At 36.7% G+C, this 18,033-nt stretch carries 19 protein-coding genes; 18 read left to right on the forward strand and 1 reads right to left on the reverse strand.

The window, feature by feature from the left end:
* The first annotated feature begins 80 nt into the window (after nucleotides 1-80).
* The 16 genes from JFU54_RS12450 to spoVM all read left to right on the forward strand — a co-directional run bounded on the left by JFU54_RS12450 (nucleotide 81) and on the right by spoVM (nucleotide 15,277).
* The gene (locus JFU54_RS12450) at nucleotides 81-956 is read left to right on the forward strand and encodes a YicC/YloC family endoribonuclease (RefSeq protein WP_002088227.1); all 876 of its coding nucleotides are present in this window, start codon (nucleotides 81-83) and stop codon (nucleotides 954-956) included.
* A gap of 67 nt (nucleotides 957-1,023) precedes the next feature.
* Nucleotides 1,024-1,287 (forward strand): extracellular matrix/biofilm regulator RemA, encoded by a 264-nt coding sequence (gene remA, locus JFU54_RS12455; protein WP_001251456.1) that lies wholly within the window; start codon nucleotides 1,024-1,026, stop codon nucleotides 1,285-1,287.
* Between the two features lie 13 nt (nucleotides 1,288-1,300).
* On the forward strand, nucleotides 1,301-1,918 hold the full coding sequence (gene gmk, locus JFU54_RS12460; protein WP_002014492.1) for a guanylate kinase: 618 nt from the start codon (nucleotides 1,301-1,303) through the stop codon (nucleotides 1,916-1,918).
* 2 nt (nucleotides 1,919-1,920) lie between these two features.
* Nucleotides 1,921-2,133, forward strand: coding sequence for a DNA-directed RNA polymerase subunit omega (gene rpoZ / locus JFU54_RS12465; RefSeq protein ID WP_016100710.1), 213 nt, complete (start codon nucleotides 1,921-1,923; stop codon nucleotides 2,131-2,133).
* Nucleotides 2,134-2,330: 197 nt separating this feature from the next.
* Nucleotides 2,331-3,536 carry a bifunctional phosphopantothenoylcysteine decarboxylase/phosphopantothenate--cysteine ligase CoaBC gene (gene coaBC, locus JFU54_RS12470; protein WP_088040048.1) on the forward strand — a complete coding sequence of 402 codons (1,206 nt, stop codon included), beginning with the start codon at nucleotides 2,331-2,333 and terminating at the stop codon, nucleotides 3,534-3,536.
* Nucleotides 3,533-5,938 (forward strand): primosomal protein N', encoded by a 2,406-nt coding sequence (gene priA / locus JFU54_RS12475; protein WP_201064539.1) that lies wholly within the window; start codon nucleotides 3,533-3,535, stop codon nucleotides 5,936-5,938. Before coaBC ends, priA begins: the two co-directional genes overlap by 4 nt.
* Nucleotides 5,939-5,949: 11 nt before the next feature.
* The gene (gene def / locus JFU54_RS12480) at nucleotides 5,950-6,420 is read left to right on the forward strand and encodes a peptide deformylase (RefSeq protein ID WP_002014496.1); all 471 of its coding nucleotides are present in this window, start codon (nucleotides 5,950-5,952) and stop codon (nucleotides 6,418-6,420) included.
* 22 nt (nucleotides 6,421-6,442) lie between these two features.
* On the forward strand, nucleotides 6,443-7,387 hold the full coding sequence (fmt, locus tag JFU54_RS12485) for a methionyl-tRNA formyltransferase (RefSeq protein WP_002014498.1): 945 nt from the start codon (nucleotides 6,443-6,445) through the stop codon (nucleotides 7,385-7,387).
* Nucleotides 7,384-8,718, forward strand: a complete 1,335-nt coding sequence (gene rsmB / locus JFU54_RS12490; protein WP_002128834.1) for a 16S rRNA (cytosine(967)-C(5))-methyltransferase RsmB — start codon at nucleotides 7,384-7,386, stop codon at nucleotides 8,716-8,718. The genes fmt and rsmB overlap by 4 nt, the downstream gene beginning before the upstream one ends.
* Nucleotides 8,719-8,722: 4 nt before the next feature.
* Nucleotides 8,723-9,811 carry a dual-specificity RNA methyltransferase RlmN gene (gene rlmN / locus JFU54_RS12495; RefSeq protein WP_002014500.1) on the forward strand — a complete coding sequence of 363 codons (1,089 nt, stop codon included), beginning with the start codon at nucleotides 8,723-8,725 and terminating at the stop codon, nucleotides 9,809-9,811.
* Nucleotides 9,812-9,815: 4 nt separating this feature from the next.
* Nucleotides 9,816-10,568 carry a Stp1/IreP family PP2C-type Ser/Thr phosphatase gene (locus tag JFU54_RS12500; RefSeq protein WP_002066780.1) on the forward strand — a complete coding sequence of 251 codons (753 nt, stop codon included), beginning with the start codon at nucleotides 9,816-9,818 and terminating at the stop codon, nucleotides 10,566-10,568.
* Between the two features lie 8 nt (nucleotides 10,569-10,576).
* The gene (gene pknB, locus JFU54_RS12505; protein ID WP_201064542.1) at nucleotides 10,577-12,550 is read left to right on the forward strand and encodes a Stk1 family PASTA domain-containing Ser/Thr kinase; all 1,974 of its coding nucleotides are present in this window, start codon (nucleotides 10,577-10,579) and stop codon (nucleotides 12,548-12,550) included.
* A gap of 270 nt (nucleotides 12,551-12,820) precedes the next feature.
* Nucleotides 12,821-13,702: a ribosome small subunit-dependent GTPase A gene (gene rsgA / locus JFU54_RS12510; RefSeq protein WP_002014503.1), complete on the forward strand. Its 882-nt coding sequence runs from the start codon at nucleotides 12,821-12,823 to the stop codon at nucleotides 13,700-13,702.
* A 2-nt stretch (nucleotides 13,703-13,704) separates the two neighbouring features.
* Nucleotides 13,705-14,349: a ribulose-phosphate 3-epimerase gene (gene rpe / locus JFU54_RS12515; RefSeq protein ID WP_002014505.1), complete on the forward strand. Its 645-nt coding sequence runs from the start codon at nucleotides 13,705-13,707 to the stop codon at nucleotides 14,347-14,349.
* Between the two features lie 100 nt (nucleotides 14,350-14,449).
* The gene (locus JFU54_RS12520; RefSeq protein WP_002014506.1) at nucleotides 14,450-15,130 is read left to right on the forward strand and encodes a thiamine diphosphokinase; all 681 of its coding nucleotides are present in this window, start codon (nucleotides 14,450-14,452) and stop codon (nucleotides 15,128-15,130) included.
* Nucleotides 15,131-15,196: 66 nt separating this feature from the next.
* Nucleotides 15,197-15,277 carry a stage V sporulation protein SpoVM gene (gene spoVM / locus JFU54_RS12525; protein ID WP_001213599.1) on the forward strand — a complete coding sequence of 27 codons (81 nt, stop codon included), beginning with the start codon at nucleotides 15,197-15,199 and terminating at the stop codon, nucleotides 15,275-15,277.
* 73 nt (nucleotides 15,278-15,350) lie between these two features.
* Here spoVM and rpmB read toward each other — a convergent pair whose 3' ends face one another.
* The gene (gene rpmB / locus JFU54_RS12530) at nucleotides 15,351-15,539 is read right to left on the reverse strand and encodes a 50S ribosomal protein L28 (RefSeq protein ID WP_000124776.1); all 189 of its coding nucleotides are present in this window, start codon (nucleotides 15,537-15,539) and stop codon (nucleotides 15,351-15,353) included.
* Nucleotides 15,540-15,917: 378 nt separating this feature from the next.
* Between rpmB and JFU54_RS12535 the strand changes: the two genes are divergently transcribed.
* Nucleotides 15,918-16,280 carry an Asp23/Gls24 family envelope stress response protein gene (locus JFU54_RS12535; protein WP_002014507.1) on the forward strand — a complete coding sequence of 121 codons (363 nt, stop codon included), beginning with the start codon at nucleotides 15,918-15,920 and terminating at the stop codon, nucleotides 16,278-16,280.
* A gap of 22 nt (nucleotides 16,281-16,302) precedes the next feature.
* Nucleotides 16,303-17,979, forward strand: coding sequence for a DAK2 domain-containing protein (locus JFU54_RS12540; RefSeq protein WP_002033789.1), 1,677 nt, complete (start codon nucleotides 16,303-16,305; stop codon nucleotides 17,977-17,979).
* The last annotated feature ends 54 nt before the right edge of the window (nucleotides 17,980-18,033 follow it).

Raw genomic sequence — 18,033 nt, forward strand, 5'->3', positions numbered from 1 at the left:
ATATAATTTACAGAAGGTAGTAGAGCCTTGTCTCTATTGCCTTTTTCATTGAGTTATTTCATGGCTTGGATGTGATAAAGATGATTTGTAGTATGACAGGATTTGGAAGATCGAAGGTAGAAAACGATACTTTTCAAATAACAGTAGAAATGAAGTCGGTGAACCATCGTTTTTTAGAAATGAGTATTCGGCTTCCGAAGCAAATGATGGCGTTTGAAGACAAGATTCGTAAAATAATTGCAAAGCAAGTTCGCCGTGGACGTATTGAAGTGTCTATTAGTATAACAGGTGAAGGGCTTGTTGAAAGAAAATTAACTGTGAATTGGGAACTTCTCAAGCAGTACCAATCCATTATGGAAGATATAAAAGGGAAATTTCAATTACAAGATTCTATTACACTCGGGCAACTAATGGGAATGCCCGAAGTAACGGCAGTTGAAGAAATAGAAAATGTAAATGAACAATTTGAAACCGGTTTATATGAAGCTGTTCGCCAAGCTGCTCATATGTTGAAAACGATGAGAGATGGCGAAGGAGAACGATTACATAAAGATATAGCATATCGTTTGCAAGAGATTCATAATTGTGTAAATGCAATTATTCCACATGCACCAATTGTTACACAAAAATATCGTGAACGATTAGAAAATCGCTTAAAAGAATTACATAATCAAGATTTAGATGAACAACGATTGTTGACAGAAGTAGCAATATTTGCAGAGCGTTCAGATATTCACGAAGAATTAGTTCGATTACAAAGTCATTTAGATCAATTTCGTGAAGCACTGCAAATTACAGAGCCTGTTGGAAGGAAAATGGACTTCATCGTGCAAGAGATGCATAGGGAAGTTAATACGATAGGTTCTAAGGCAAATGACTTAACAATTTCAAAATATGTCGTAGAAATGAAAAATAACCTTGAAAAAATTCGTGAACAAGTACAAAATATTGAGTAGCTTTCAAAAAATATATAAAGTTATACGTGGTGGAGAAATCGGATAGACTTACTAGGAGGCGCAAACTATGGCCATGCGGTTTTTAAATATTGGATACGGAAATATTGTATCTGCTCATCGAATTATTGCTATTGTAAGTCCGGAGTCAGCTCCTATTAAACGGACAGTACAGGAAGCGCGTGAACATAATGCTTTGCTTGATGCTACGTATGGGAGAAAAACAAGGGCGGTTATTGTTATGGATGATGGGCATGTAGTATTAAGTCCAATTCAGCCAGAGACGATTGCACATCGTTTGAATAATAAAGAAGATTTAAGTGAGGAAGGGTAGGTTTTACATATTTATGAGAAGTAGAAGAGGATTGCTCATCGTTCTTTCGGGACCTTCTGGTGTCGGGAAAGGAACGGTTCGAAAAGAGCTGTTTAGCCATGAAGACACACGTTTTCAGTACTCTATTTCAGTAACGACACGTAAACCGCGTGAAGGTGAAGTAGATGGTGTGGATTATTTCTTTAAAGAGAGAGAAGAATTTGAAGAAATGATTCGTAATGAAAAGTTACTTGAATGGGCTGAGTTCGTTGGTAATTATTACGGAACACCGATTGATTATGTTGAAAAAACGTTACAAGAAGGAAAAGATGTGTTCTTAGAAATTGAAGTGCAAGGAGCAATTCAAGTTAAGAAAGCCTTCCCAGCAGGTGTATTTATTTTCTTAGCACCTCCAAGTTTATCTGAACTAAAGAACCGAATTGTCGGCCGTGGTACAGAAACTGAAGATGTTATTGAAAATCGTTTAACTGTAGCGAAAGAAGAAATCGAAATGATGGACGCTTATGACTATGTTGTAGAAAACGATCAAGTTGAATTAGCTTGCGACCGAATTAAAGCAATTGTGGTTGGTGAACATTGCCGCCGCGAAAGAGTGGCAAAATACTATAAAGAAATGACGGAGGGTCTATAATTATGTTAAATCCATCAATTGACTCATTATTAACAAAAATCGATTCTAAATATACACTTGTAACAGTAGCTGCAAAGCGTGCACGTGAAATGCAAATTGCTGACAATTGTGTTATTGAAAAGCCTGTTTCTCATAAATGTGTAGGTAAATCATTAGAAGAAATCGATGCAGAAGTATTAAAATATGTACCAAGCGATGACACAATAATTGATTAAGACATTCTTTTCGACAAATTAAAACATAGACTTTATAATTTTCTATGTAACGGTAACAACCTATTTACAAGTAGGTTGTTATTTTTTTACGATAGGTATGAAAAAGAATCGAAAAAGACGGAACGAAATACTGGTACTGACGAGCTGGAAATTCTATTTCAGTAGAATAAGTTTGAAAAAGAAAGAGGACGAGTCATATGCTAAAAGGGAAAAAGATACTTCTATGTGTAACAGGAGGCATTGCAGTTTTTAAAGCGGCTGCGTTAACAAGTAAATTGACACAAGCTGGCGCTCTTGTAAAAGTAATGATGAGTGAGTCGGCAATGAAGTTTGTTACGCCTCTTACATTTCAAGCACTTTCTCGCCATGATGTATATACGGATACGTTTGATGAGAGAGACTCCGCTGTTATTGCTCATATTGATTTAGCGGATTGGGCAGATGTTGTACTTGTTGCACCTGCTACAGCTAATTGCATTGGAAAGTTAGCTGGCGGTATTGCTGATGATATGATTACAACTACTTTGTTAGCTACTACAGCTCCAGTGTGGATTGCACCTGCTATGAATGTGCATATGTATGAAAATAAAATTGTTCAAAAAAACATGATGACGTTAAAAACATTAGGATATACATTTATTGAGCCTAGGGAAGGTTTTTTAGCATGTGGTTATGTAGCAAAAGGAAGACTGGAAGAACCTGAAGCAATTATTGGACGATTAGAAGAGGCTTTCTCAGAACAACAACCATTGCAAGGAAAACGAATATTAATAACAGCTGGACCGACACGTGAAAAGATTGATCCGGTTCGTTTTATGACGAATTTTTCTTCTGGAAAGATGGGGTATGCGATCGCAGAAGTTGCAGCAGGCTTAGGTGCTGATGTCATACTTGTGTCAGGACCGACAGCATTAGAGTCACCATTACATGTCACAACAATACAAGTGGAATCTGCACAAGATATGTTAGAGGCAGTCCTTCAGCATTATCAGAGTGTGGATGTTGTCATCAAAACAGCAGCCGTTGCAGATTACCGTCCGAAATATGTTCATGATAATAAAATGAAAAAGAAAAATGGCGATGCTGTAATTGAATTAGAAAGAACAGTGGATATTTTAAAAACGTTAGGTGAGAAGAAGGACCGACAGTTACTTATCGGTTTCGCAGCTGAAACGACAAACATAGAGGAATACGCAACGAGAAAATTACGTGAGAAAAATGCAAATATGATTGTTGCGAATGACGTGAAAGCGCAAGGAGCTGGGTTTGGTACGGATACAAATATTGTGACAATGTATAGAAAAGATGGAGAAATCATTGAGCTGCCACTTTTAACGAAGAAAGAAGTGGCTCGTGAAATATTAAAGCAAATAGAAATGATGTTAGAAGATGATTATGTATGAAGTTTGCAAGTGTAATTGTTGATGTACCTGCACGTCAAACAGATCGACCGTTTGATTATATTATCCCTAAAAAATGGGAAGATATCGTGCAAACAGGAATGCGTGTAGTAGTCCCATTCGGTCCGAGGAAATTGCAAGGTTTTATTATTGGCATAAAGGATTCGGTTGAACTAGAAAGTAAAAAGTTAAAAGCGTTGTATGAAATATTAGATGTCACTCCGGTTTTAAATGATGAATTATTAAAACTTGGGTATTGGCTTACAAGTGAAACGTTATGTTATATGATTTCAGCTTTTCAGGTGATGCTTCCGACGGCGATTAAAGCAACATATAAAAAGCGTCTGCAACTTCGTAACCGAGAAGAAGTAGCACCAGAAATTCTTTCTTTATTTCAAGGGAAGGAAACGATAGATTGGGAAGTTATCGAAGCACAGCCGCACCTATATCGCACTATTCAACAAGAAATTAAAAATTGTACGACTGAAGTGGTTTATCAAGTAAAGGATAAAGTGCAGAAGAAGAAACAAAGAGTAGTTCAACCGGAGTTGCCGGCAGATAAATTGGAATTAGCAGCATTTGAACTGAAAAGTAAAAAACAACAAGATGTACTCTATTATTTTGTAGAAAACTACAAAAGTGTACCGTTAAAAAATTTAACAGAAGAATTACAAATAACAGATGCTCCAATAAAAGCACTTGTTAAAAAGGGTCTAATCTCAGAAAAGTATGTAGAGGTATACCGGAGTCCGTATGACGATGATGATTTTGAACAAACGAAACCATTTCCGCTTACTGAGGAACAAAAACAAGTAATTACACCGATTTTGTCATCAATTACAAATGAAACTTACAATCCATTTTTACTATATGGTGTTACAGGAAGTGGTAAGACTGAAGTGTATTTACAATCTATAGCAGCGGTGCTCGAGAAAGGAAAAGAAGCAATTGTGCTTGTTCCTGAAATTGCGCTAACGCCCCAGATGGTAGATCGCTTTAAAGGTAGGTTCGGTTCGCAAGTTGCAGTTCTTCACAGTGCGCTTTCTGTTGGCGAGAAATATGATGAATGGCGAAAGATATTAAGAAAAGAAGTGAAAGTTGTAGTTGGTGCGCGCTCAGCTATTTTTGCTCCATTCGAAAATTTAGGAATCATTATTATTGATGAAGAGCATGAATCAAGTTATAAGCAAGAGGATAACCCAAAGTATCATGCAAGAGATGTAGCAGTGTGGAGAGGACAATACCATAAGTGTCCAATCGTTCTCGGAAGTGCAACGCCGACACTTGAATCGTTTGCTAGAGCGAAAAAAGGTGTCTATGGGTTGCTTACAATGGAAAAACGTATGAACAAACAAGCTTTGCCGACTGTAGAAATTGTTGATATGCGTGAAGAGCTTCGTGATGGAAATCGCTCAATGTTTTCAAAGGCACTGCATGAAAAAATAGCAGATCGATTAGAAAAGAAAGAACAAATGGTTCTCTTTTTAAATAGAAGGGGTCATTCTACGTTTGTGATGTGTCGTGATTGTGGGTATGTCGTACAATGTCCGCATTGTGATATTTCGTTGACATATCACAAAATGAACCATCGTTTAAAGTGTCATTATTGTAGTCATGAGGAAAATATGCCAACGGAGTGTCCTGCTTGTAATAGTACGTATATTCGTTTCTTTGGTACAGGGACGCAAAAGGTTGAAGAAGAAATCACAAAACTATTCCCTGAGGCGCGGGTCATTCGAATGGATGTGGATACAACAAGCCGTAAAGGAATGCATGAAAAATTATTAAAGGCGTTTGGTGAAGAGAAAGCAGATATATTACTTGGAACACAAATGATTGCAAAAGGGCTTGATTTTCCGAAGGTGACGCTTGTTGGCGTTTTAACGGCGGATACGATGCTTCATCTACCTGATTTTCGGGCGAGTGAAAAGACGTATCAGCTATTGACACAAGTAAGTGGACGTGCAGGAAGACATGAATTGCCAGGTGAAGTTGTAATTCAAACGTATACGCCGGAACATTACAGTGTAGAATTAGCAAAGAATCAACAATATGATGTATTTTATGAGCACGAAATGCAAATGAGGCAAATGAGACAATATCCGCCATATTACTACGTTGTACTTGTAACTGTATCTCATCCGGAGTTATTAAAGGCAGTCCAAGTGACGGAAAAAATTGTCGGTCATTTACGAACGCATTGTTCAAGGCAAACAATGGTGTTAGGGCCGGTTGCTTCAGCAATTCCAAGGATAAAAGATAGATATCGTTACCAATGCATGATAAAATACAAACGGGAACCAAACTTAAAGAACGTGCTCAAAATGGTAAATGAACATTATCAAGCAGAAATGCAAAAAGAGCTACAAATCTCAATTGATTTTAATCCAACAATGTTAATGTAGCGGAGGGAAATATGGCAGTTTTAGAAATTGTAAAGCATCCAAATGAAGTGTTAGAAACACCATGCGAAAGAGTAATTAACTTTGATAAAAAGTTAGTGAAATTGTTAAAAGATATGCATGAAACAATGTTAATTGCAGACGGAGTTGGTCTAGCTGCGCCACAAGTGGGTGTAAGCTTACAAGTTGCTGTTGTTGATATAGGTGATGATACGGGTAAAATTGAATTAATTAATCCTGTTATTTTAGAAAAACGTGGTGAACAAGTAGGTCCCGAAGGCTGCTTAAGCTTTCCGGGACTTTATGGTGAAGTGGAGCGTGCAGATTACATTAAAGTACGTGCACAAAATCGTCGCGGTAAAATATTTTTATTAGAAGCGGATGACTTCTTAGCGCGTGCAATTCAGCATGAAATCGATCATTTACACGGTGTTTTATTTACATCTAAAGTGAAAAGGTATTATGAAGCAGGCGAATTAGAATAGGTTTAAAAGGAGCGGTTTTTGAATGATGAAAGTAGTATTTATGGGGACACCGGACTTTTCTGTGCCGGTGCTTCGTCGTCTTATCGAGGACGGATATGACGTAGTTGGTGTTGTAACGCAACCTGATCGTCCAGTTGGTAGAAAAAAGGTTTTAACACCTACTCCTGTTAAAGTAGAAGCGGAGAAACATGGTATTCCAGTAGTACAGCCGTTAAAAATTCGTGAAAAAGACGAATATGAAAAAGTATTAGCACTAGAGCCAGACTTAATTGTAACAGCAGCATTTGGACAAATCGTACCGAATGAAATTTTAGAAGCGCCAAAGTATGGATGTATTAATGTCCACGCATCATTACTTCCAGAACTTCGCGGTGGTGCACCAATTCATTATGCGATCATGGAAGGTAAAGAGAAAACAGGTATTACAATTATGTATATGGTAGAAAAATTAGATGCGGGCGATATATTAACGCAAGTAGAAGTAGAAATTGAAGAGCGTGAAACAACAGGTTCATTATTTGATAAGTTAAGCGAAGCAGGAGCACACCTTTTATCTAAAACGGTTCCTTTATTAATTCAGGGTAAACTAGAACCAATTAAACAAAGTGAAGCTGAAGTGACGTTTGCATATAATATAAAACGTGAGCAAGAGATAATTGATTGGACAAAAACAGGTGAAGAAGTATACAATCACATTCGCGGATTGAATCCATGGCCAGTTGCTTATACGACTTTGGCAGGACAAGTTATTAAAGTATGGTGGGGAGAGAAGGTCTCTATTACAGAGAAAGCTGAACCAGGTACAATAGTAGCTCTTGAAGAAGATGGATTTGTTGTTGCAACAGGGAACGAGACAGGCGTTAAAATCACTGAATTGCAACCATCTGGTAAAAAGCGTATGAGTTGTTCACAATTTTTACGTGGAACAAAACCTGAAATTGGTACGAAGTTAGGAGAAAATGCATGAGACAAAATGTTCGTGAGTTAGCTCTGGATGGCTTAATTCAAGTAGAAAAAAGTGGTGCATATAGCAACTTACTTTTAAATAATTTGATTGAAAAAAATACAATTGACAGAAAAGATATTGGTTTATTAACTGAAATGGTATATGGAACAATTCAACGTCGTGACACACTAGATTATTATTTACAACCATTTTTAAGAAAAAAGGTTGAAGCGTGGGTAAGAGTGTTGCTTCGCCTATCTTTATATCAAATGCTATATTTAGACCGAGTTCCAGAAAGAGCGGCTATTCATGAAGCAGTTGAGATTGCAAAGCGTCGTGGGCATAAAGGGATTTCAGGCATGGTGAACGGAGTATTGCGTTCAATTCAGCGAGAAGGTGTACCTTCGTTAGAAGAAATCGAAAATCCAGTAGAACGTCTTGCGATTGCAACGAGTCATCCAATGTGGCTTGTACAAGAATGGGCATCCGAATATGGTTTAGAGACAGCAGAGAAAATGTGTGAAGTAAATATGTTGCCACCTGTACCAACAGCACGTGTAAATGTTGATAAAGTAACGGTAGAAGAAGCGGTTGCGTTATTAGCTGATGAGGGTATAGAAGCAAAACGTGGTGAATTGTCAGAGGATGCAATTCAAATTGAAAGAGGAAATGTCGCACATACAGAAGCGTTCAAAAAAGGTTTCCTTTCTATTCAAGATGAAAGCTCAATGCTTGTAGCACGTGCTTTAGAACCGAATAAAGGAGATACAGTTCTAGATAGTTGTGCTGCTCCTGGCGGAAAAACAACTCATATTGCAGAGCGTTTGGACGGAACTGGTAAGGTAATGTCGCTTGATTTACACGCACATAAAGTACGTTTAATTGAACAACAGGCGAAGAGACTTGGTTTAGAAAATGTAGAAACGATGGCTTTAGATGCTAGAAAAGTTCAAGAGCATTTTGCAAATGAATCTTTTGACAAAATATTAGTAGATGCACCATGTTCTGGATTTGGTGTTATTAGACGTAAACCTGATATTAAGTTAGGTAAAGATAAGGGCGATAGTGAAAGGTTATCAACGATTCAACTTGCGATACTAGAAAAAATAGCACCATTGTTAAAACAAGGTGGTCGCCTTGTTTATAGTACGTGCACAATTGAAAAAATAGAAAATGAACAAGTAATAAAGCAATTTTTACAAGAGCATCCTGAATTTGAATGGGATACTACGATAAAAGATCGCATGCCAGAAAAGTTAAATCCGTATATTGATGAAGGTCAAGTACGAATTTTACCGCATTATTTTGCAACAGATGGCTTTTATATTGCTTGTTTAAGAAAGAAGGTGTAGCATCATGGAAACGACTGTAAAAAAACAAAAGAAAAATCTAGAAACAAAGAAACCATCAATTTATTCTTTACAACTTCATGAAATGCAAGATTGGTTAAAGGAACAAGGAGAACCTAAGTTCCGTGCAGGACAAATTTTTGATTGGCTATATAAAAAACGTGTAAAAAATTATGAGGATATGTCAAACCTTGCTAAAGGATTGCGCGATAAATTGTCGAATTCCTTTGATATTACTACTTTAAACACTTTAGTAAAACAAACGTCTTCGGATGGAACGATTAAATTCCTATTCCAGTTATACGATGGATACTCTATTGAAACTGTACTAATGCGACATGAATATGGAAATTCCATTTGTGTAACAACACAGGTGGGTTGCCGCATTGGCTGTACGTTCTGTGCTTCTACACTTGGTGGGTTAAAACGAAACTTAGAGGCTGGAGAAATTGTAGCGCAAGTAGTCGAAGTTCAGCGTGCGCTTGATGAAACAGAAGAACGTGTAAGTTCTCTTGTTGTTATGGGAATTGGAGAGCCATTTGATAATTATGATAACTTAATGTCATTCTTACGCATTGTAAATCATGAAAAAGGAATTCATATTGGTGCAAGACATATGACAGTTTCAACAAGTGGAATTGTTCCAAAAATTTATAAGTTCGCTGAAGAAGATATGCAAATTAATTTTGCGATTTCATTGCATGCTGCAAATACAGAGATACGTTCAAAATTAATGCCGATCAACCGTGCTTATAAGCTACCTGATTTAATGGAAGCTGTTAAATACTATGTAAATAGAACAGGGCGTCGTATTACATTTGAATATGGCTTATTTGGAGGAGAAAATGACCAAGTTGAGCACGCTGAAGAACTTGCTGCGCTCTTAAAAGGTGTAAAATGTCATGTAAACTTAATTCCGGTAAACTACGTGCCAGAACGTGATTATGTACGTACGCCACGAGAGCAAATTTTCTTATTTGAAAAGACGCTAAAAGATCGTGGAGTGAATGTAACCATTCGCCGTGAACAAGGTCATGATATTGATGCAGCCTGCGGTCAGTTGCGTGCAAAGGAGCGCAAAGAAGAGACGAGGTGACTAGATGAAAGCCGTGTTTCTATCGGATAAAGGAAAAGTTCGTCAACATAATGAAGATAGTGCAGGAGTTTTTCGCAATTTAGATGGAAATATTTTAGCGGTAGTAGCAGATGGAATGGGAGGTCATCGAGCTGGCGATGTAGCTAGCTCGATGGCTATTCAATTATTCCATGATTATTGGAAGCAAACGCATAATATGAATGAGCCTAAAAAGGTAGAAAAGTGGTTACATACTAACGTTGGAATTATTAATGAGCGCATATATGCTTACTCTCAGCAGCATGCAGAATGTAATGGCATGGGAACAACACTTATAATAGCCATTTGTACATCGAATTTTGTGACGATAGGTCATATAGGAGATAGTCGTTGTTATATGGTATCAGAGGGGAAAATGACGCTTGTAACGGAAGATCATTCGCTTGTAAATGAACTTGTAAGACATGGCGAAATTTCAAAGGAAGATGCAGAATATCACCCGAAAAAGAATGTTTTGTTAAGAGCATTAGGAAATGAAGAAACAGTTGGATTAGATGTTAAAACATTGGTGCTTGAAGAAGATGATCAATTACTTCTTTGCTCAGATGGATTGTCTAACAAAGTTTCTATTGCTGATATGCAACAAATTTTACAATTGAATGAACAGCTCGAGGCGAAGGGAGAGCATCTCATTCAATTAGCAAATGATCGTGGTGGAGAAGATAATATTACCCTCGTTATTATTGATTATACGGATTCGACAAACGAAAGTAGGTGAAGTGCAACGTGCTGATTGGAAAACGCTTAAATGACCGTTATAAGCTGCTGAAAATGATTGGCGGTGGAGGAATGGCCAATGTATATTTAGCTCATGATGATATACTCGGCCGAGATGTAGCGGTAAAAATATTAAGACTCGACTATTCAAATAATGAAGAGTTTATTAAACGTTTCCATCGAGAAGCGCAATCTGTTACAACGTTGTCGCATCCAAATATTGTGAATATGTATGATGTTGGGGAAGAGGATGATATATATTATCTTGTAATGGAATATGTACCTGGACGAACATTGAAGCAATACATAATTGATCGAGGGATGTTACCGATAGGAGAGGCTCTTGATATAATGGAGCAGTTAACGTCCGCTATGGCACACGCCCATCATTTTGAGATTGTACATCGTGATATTAAACCGCACAATATTTTGATTCGAGATGACGGAGTGGTCAAAGTAACAGACTTTGGAATTGCGACAGCTACAAGTGCAGCAACAATTACACATACAAATTCGGTGCTCGGTTCGGTGCATTATTTATCACCAGAACAAGCGCGCGGCGGTATAGCGAATAAACAATCAGATATTTATTCACTTGGGATTGTTATGTTTGAATTGTTAACAGGAAGACAACCGTTTTCTGGTGAATCTGCTGTTGCAATTGCGTTAAAACATTTACAAAATGAAATGCCATCCCCAAAAAGATGGAATGACAATATTCCACAAAGTGTTGAAAATATTATATTAAAGGCAACTGCGAAAGATCCGTTCCATCGATATCAATCTGCTAACGCGATGAAACGAGATATTGAAACAGCACTATACCCAGAACGAATAAATGAACAACCATTTTACATACCAGAAGATATGGAAGCAACGAAAGCGATTCCAATTATTCAACAAGAACAACTATTTCAAAATGTAAGTGATGAAACGATTGTATTAAAAGGAAGTAAAGTGGATGAACAAGTAAGAAAAGAAGAGACTAAATCAGGTAAGAAGAAAAAGCGAAATAATAAATGGCTGAAAGTTTTAATTACAACATTTTTACTTTTAGCGATAGGGATAACATTAGCACTTACTGTTATTCCAGGCTTCTTTATTCCGAAAGATGTGAAGGTTCCTGATGTGGCTGGTATGAAATATACGACAGCTGTAAATACATTAGTTGAAAAAGGTTTTGAAGTTACTGAACCTAATCTTGTATATACAGATGATGTTGAAGCCGGAAAAGTGATAAAAACAGATCCTATAGCAGGAAGAGTAGTGAAAGAAAACTCTAAAATTACTATCTATCAATCAGGTGGGAAAAAGAAAAGTAAGATGCGTGATTTGACAGGAAAAGATTTCGAGAGTATAAGAGCTGAGTTAGAAGAAGAATATAAACAAGTTACAATAAATTATATTGAAAATGATAAGCCGAAAGGTGAAATTGTAGAGCAAATACCAACGCCTGATCAAATGGTTATAGAGACAGAACAAGAGCTGAAAATTTGGGTAAGTAAAGGACCTTATCAAATAAGACCAGGTGATTTTTCAGGATGGACTGAAAATAGTGTAAAAGGTTATTTAAATGAAAGAAAGCTTGTTTCTGATATACAAAGAGAGTATTCAGATAAGGTTGATAAAGGTCTTGTTATTTCACAGTTACCAAAGCCTGGGACACCTTTAAAAGAAGGAGATAAAGTATCGATTGTTATCTCCGATGGTCCGAAGCCTAAAGTGACGAAAACGGTAAAAGTGGATAACATTTCTATCCCATATGAAGCTTCTGCAACAGGTGAGAAAAAGCCGCAAACAATAGAAATTTATAAAGAAGATATGCAGCAAAAAATGGATAAACCAGTTGAAATGAGAACAATTACTGAGTCAGCGATTATTTCTTTAGAATTTGTAATTCAAGAAGGTGCAAAGGGACACTATAAAATTGTCCGAGATGGAGTAACGATTATGGACAAGGAAGTACCATATCCAGCTCAATAATAGTGAATTCCATCGTCCTTATATAGAAGATGGAATTTATTACTCTTGCCTGTTATGCTGTCTACATCGTGGACTGTATAACAGGCAAAAATATATGATTCAAAAAGCTGTAAAAGTGATACTGTTGTAAATAATATTTCAAATTTGATGGTAGATTAAATATATGAACCTGGATATATATTTGGTGGGCTTTGAACTAATTGTTTACAGAACGCTAGTCTATTCATATTTAATTGCAGTTTCATTTTATACAAAATAAAGGAGAATTATATGCCAGAAGGAAAAATTGTAAAAGCTCTAAGTGGGTTTTATTATGTGCAGAATGAGGAAGGGATTACACAATGTCGTGGGCGTGGTGTATTTAGAAAGAATAAAATTACGCCACTTGTAGGAGACCAAGTTGTTTTTCAAGCGGATAATCCGAATGAAGGTTATGTGTTAGAAGTATTTGATCGGAAAAATGAACTTGTTAGACCTCCTATTGCTAATGTTGATCAAGCTATTCTTGTTTTCTCTGCGGTAGAACCAGATTTTAATCCAGGACTGTTAGATCGATTTTTAGTATTAATTGAATATCATAACATTAAACCAATTATTTGTATTAGTAAGATGGATTTAGTAGATGAAAAAATGAGAGAAACTGTTGAATCTTATGCAAATGATTATCGTGAAATGGGTTATGATGTGTTGTTTACTTCTATAAATACATCGGAAAGTATTGATATTCTGAAACCATTCTTAGAAGGTTGTATTTCCGTCGTTGCAGGCCAATCTGGTGTTGGGAAATCTTCAATGCTAAACGTATTACGTCCAGATTTAGAATTGAAAACTAATGATATTTCTTCACATTTAGGACGTGGAAAGCATACGACAAGACACGTAGAATTAATTACAGTTGGAAGCGGACTTGTTGCGGATACACCTGGTTTTAGTTCGCTTGATTTCATAGATATAGAGGTAGAAGATCTTACATATTGTTTTCCAGAGTTGAAAGAAGCGAGCCAATACTGTAAATTTAGAGGGTGTACACACCTTGCTGAACCGAAATGTGCGGTGAAAGCTGCGGTGGAAGAAGGAAAGATTACCGAATATCGTTATAAGAATTACAAACAATTCGTAGAAGAAATTAGAGAGAGAAAGCCGAGGTATTAGTCATGATTAAAATTGCACCATCGATTTTATCAGCAGATTTTTCAAGATTAGGGGAAGAGATTAAAGATGTAGAAAAAGGCGGAGCTGACTATATTCACGTCGATGTAATGGATGGGCATTTCGTACCAAATATTACGATTGGACCATTAATTGTAGAAGCAATCCGTCCTATTACATCATTACCGTTAGATGTACATTTAATGATTGAAAATCCTGATAACTATATCCCAACTTTCGCAAAAGCGGGAGCGGATATTATTACTGTTCATGTAGAAGCGTGTCCTCATTTACATCGTACAATTCAGTTAATTAAATCTCATGACATTAAAGCAGGGGTTGTATTAAATCCGCATACTCCAGTTTCAACGATTGAGCATGTATTAGAAGATATAGACATGGTATTACTTATGACAGTAAATCCTGGATTTGGCGGGCAGAAGTTTATTCATTCTGTATTACCGAAAATCAAACAAGTTGCAGAAATGGTTAAAGAGCGAAATCTAGAAGTGGAAATTGAAGTTGATGGTGGTGTCAATGCTGAAACGGCAAGACTTTGTATTGAAGCAGGAGCGAATGTTCTTGTAGCGGGATCAGCAGTATACAATCAAAAAGACCGCGGTGAAGCAATTCGTGTAATTCGCGGATAAAGAATGAACGAACCTTTATCCTAGTGAAGCTTCTAGTTCATTAAGACTTCACTATTTATACATGTTAGAGTGGCAAATAAGGAGAAAGGCAATCTACCGAATGGCAGATTGCCTTTTTACAATAGAAGGGGAAGGAAAAATGATTATTCATATTTTAGCGGGAGGACCTGCAGAATACTGCGCAGATTTTTCGCGGTATGAAAATGAAGAAGTAGTTTGGGCGGCCGTTGATAGAGGAGTGTACCGTTTGTTGAAAAGAGGAATCACTCCGGCTGTTGCGTTTGGGGATTATGATTCAGTTACTGATGAGGAATTAGCATGGATGAGGCAACAAACAAATGAATTACATATCGTCCCGCGAGAAAAAGATCAAACAGATTTAGAAATTGCAATTAGCTGGGCTTTAGAACAGAAACCAAAATTAATTCGTATTTTTGGTGCTACTGGTGGAAGACTTGATCATGGTTTAGCGAATATTCAGATGCTTTTAAAGGGATTAGAAGTAAATATAGAAATGTGTATTGTGGACAATAAAAATGAAATAATGGTGAAAAAGTTTGGTATGTATATAATTGAAGGAAACGAACATTTTCCATACGTATCATTTGTACCAGTTACTGAAAGGGTAGAAGGTATTACACTTCACGGTTTTAAGTATCCCCTTACTAATAAAACAATAGAGTGGGGATCGACACTTTGTATTAGTAATGAACTCGTTGAGGAAAAAGGTACTTTTTCATTCACTTCTGGCATATTAATGATGATAAGAAGCACTGATTGAAGAAACAATTTTGCTCCTTGCATCATATAGTGAACAAGTGGAGTAATGGGGATTAGGAGGGAAACCATGAGATTTTATACAATTAAGTTACCTAAATTTCTTGGTGGAATTGTTCGTGCGATGTTAAATACCTTCAAAAAAGACTAAAAAAAGCACCTATTACCGGTGCTTTTTCCAATGGTATAATAAAAAAAGAGCCTAGCGGCTCTTTTTTTTATTATTAAACACGTTCGATTTTGCCAGATTTTAATGCTCTAGCAGAAACGTAAACACGTTGAACTTTTCCGTCGATGCGTACGCGAACTTTTTGAAGGTTAGCGCCCCATTTACGTTTTGTAGCGTTCATTGCGTGAGAACGAGAGTTACCAGAACGAGCTTTTCTTCCAGTGATAGCACAAACACGAGCCATTTATATTTCCCTCCCTTAACTACCGTAACATACGTAATTTTTCAATATTAGTCTTTTATGCGATGCTAAAAACACTACTATAATTTAACACAACTAAAAAGAGAATGCAACACCGTAGGAAAAAGAAATCAAGAAAAAATACTTGACACTATATGTCAATGAAGAAAAGGTGAAATCAAGAAAAATTGCTTGACATATTATAGTGGTACATGTTGTATAATAACAATGGACTATTTTGCTCATCATAAAAAAATGTAATTTAAAACATAAAATATGAGAGTGAAAAAGAAAGAACGATGGAATTTTCTTTAAAAAGATTATATGATAGTAACTAAAGTAGTCTAGCTCACTTTCACCATTTATGAAGGGGGAAACGAGATGTCAATTGAAATTAAAACGAAGTACGGTCAAATTGATATTAGTACAGATGTAATTGCAACAATTGCTGGAGGTGCCGCAGTAGATTGCTACGGTATCGTAGGTATGGCATCAAAAAATCAGTTGAAAGATGGATTAACAGAAATTTTACGAAAAGAAAACTTCACTAGAGGCGTTATTGTTCGTAAAAATGAAGATGAAGTACATATTGATATGTATATTATTGTGAGCTATGGTACGAAAATTTCAGAAGTAGCACATAACGTGCAGACTAAAGTGAAATATACATTAGATCAAACTGTAGGACTAGCAGTAGATTCTGTAAACATCTACGTACAAGGAGTTAAAGTAATAAACTTGTAATGTGCATTAAGGAGGAAAATCTGTGTCAATTCAAAAAATTGATGGAAAACGTTTATCACAAATGATCATTCAAGGAGCCAATAATTTAACAAATAATGTTCAGCTTGTTGATGCATTAAACGTATTCCCAGTTCCAGATGGCGATACCGGTACAAACATGAACTTATCAATGACTTCAGGCGCACGTGAAGTGAAAGCAAATCCTTCGCAGCATGCTGGTAAAGTCGGTGTAAGTTTAGCCAAAGGATTATTAATGGGAGCTCGTGGTAACTCTGGGGTTATTTTATCTCAGTTATTCCGTGGTTTCTCTAAATCCATTGAACAAAAAGAAGAATTAACGACAGTTGATTTTGCTGCAGCTTTAGAAGCTGGAGTAGAGGCAGCTTACAAAGCGGTTATGAAACCAATTGAAGGAACGATTTTAACGGTTGCAAGAGAAACGGGTAAATATGCAGTGACAGTTGCGAAAAAACAGCGCGACTTTGTTTTGTTTATGGAAGACGTTGTAAAAGAAGCAAACGCATCGTTAAATCGTACGCCAGATTTATTACCTGTATTAAAACAAGTTGGCGTTGTAGATAGCGGTGGTAAAGGTCTTGTTGTTGTATATGAAGGATTTTTAGCTGACTTAAAAGGAGAAACGATTTCTTCTGATATGCCTGCCCAACCATCTATGAATGACATGGTACGTGCAGAACATCACCGTAGTGTACAAAGCCAATTGAGTACAGAAGATATTAAGTATGGATATTGTACGGAGTTCATGGTGAAATTAGAGCCTGGAAAAATGAAGGAACATAATTTCTCTGAACAAAAATTCCGTGAAGATATTAGTGTGTACGGAGATTCACTACTTGTTGTATCGGATGATGAGGTTGTAAAGGTTCATATTCATGCGGAACATCCTGGAGATCCTATGAACTATGGACAACGTTACGGTAGTCTAATTAAGATCAAAGTAGAAAATATGCGTGAACAGCATACTGCTTTATTAGATGAACCTACCATGGTACCTGAACAAACGAATCAGCCAATAGAGAAACAACCGTATGGTATTGTAACTGTAGCTATGGGATCGGGTATTAAAACTCTATTTGAGAGCATTGGTGCAACGAAAGTTATCGAAGGTGGCCAAACGATGAATCCGAGTACGGAGGATATTGTGAAGGCGATTGAAGAGGCGAATGCTGAAAAAATCATCATCTTACCAAATAACGGGAATATCGTGATGGCAGCAGAACAAGCAGCGTCAGTTGTAGAACAAGAAGTTATTGTTATTCGTTCAAAAACAGTTCCTCAAGGTATGGCTGCAATGTTAGCATTTAATCCAGTTGGAACGCTAGAAGAGAATGAAGAAAACATGAAAGAAGCTTTAGCTCATGTGAAAACAGGTCAGATTACGTATGCTGTTCGTGATACGGAAATTGACGGTGTAGCGATTCAAAAAGATGATTTCATGTGTATTGCAGATGGGAAAATTGTATCTACAAATGCTGAGAAAGTAGGAGCTGCAAAGCAATTACTAGAAGCGCTAATTGATGAAGATTCTGAAATCGTAACGATTCTACAAGGTGAAGATGCAACAGATGAAGAAGTGGCTAAATTAGTTGCGTTTGTAGAAGAGAACTTTGAAGATGCAGAAGTAGAAGTACATGCAGGGAACCAGCCGGTGTATTCTTTCATCTTCTCTGTAGAATAAGAAAAGATTCGATTTGAAAATAAATGGGTTACTTACTTGCTAATGGATAAGAAA

Source organism: Bacillus sp. TH19, from assembly GCF_016651075.1.
In the GTDB taxonomy this organism is placed as follows: Bacteria; Bacillota; Bacilli; order Bacillales; family Bacillaceae_G; genus Bacillus_A; species Bacillus_A mycoides.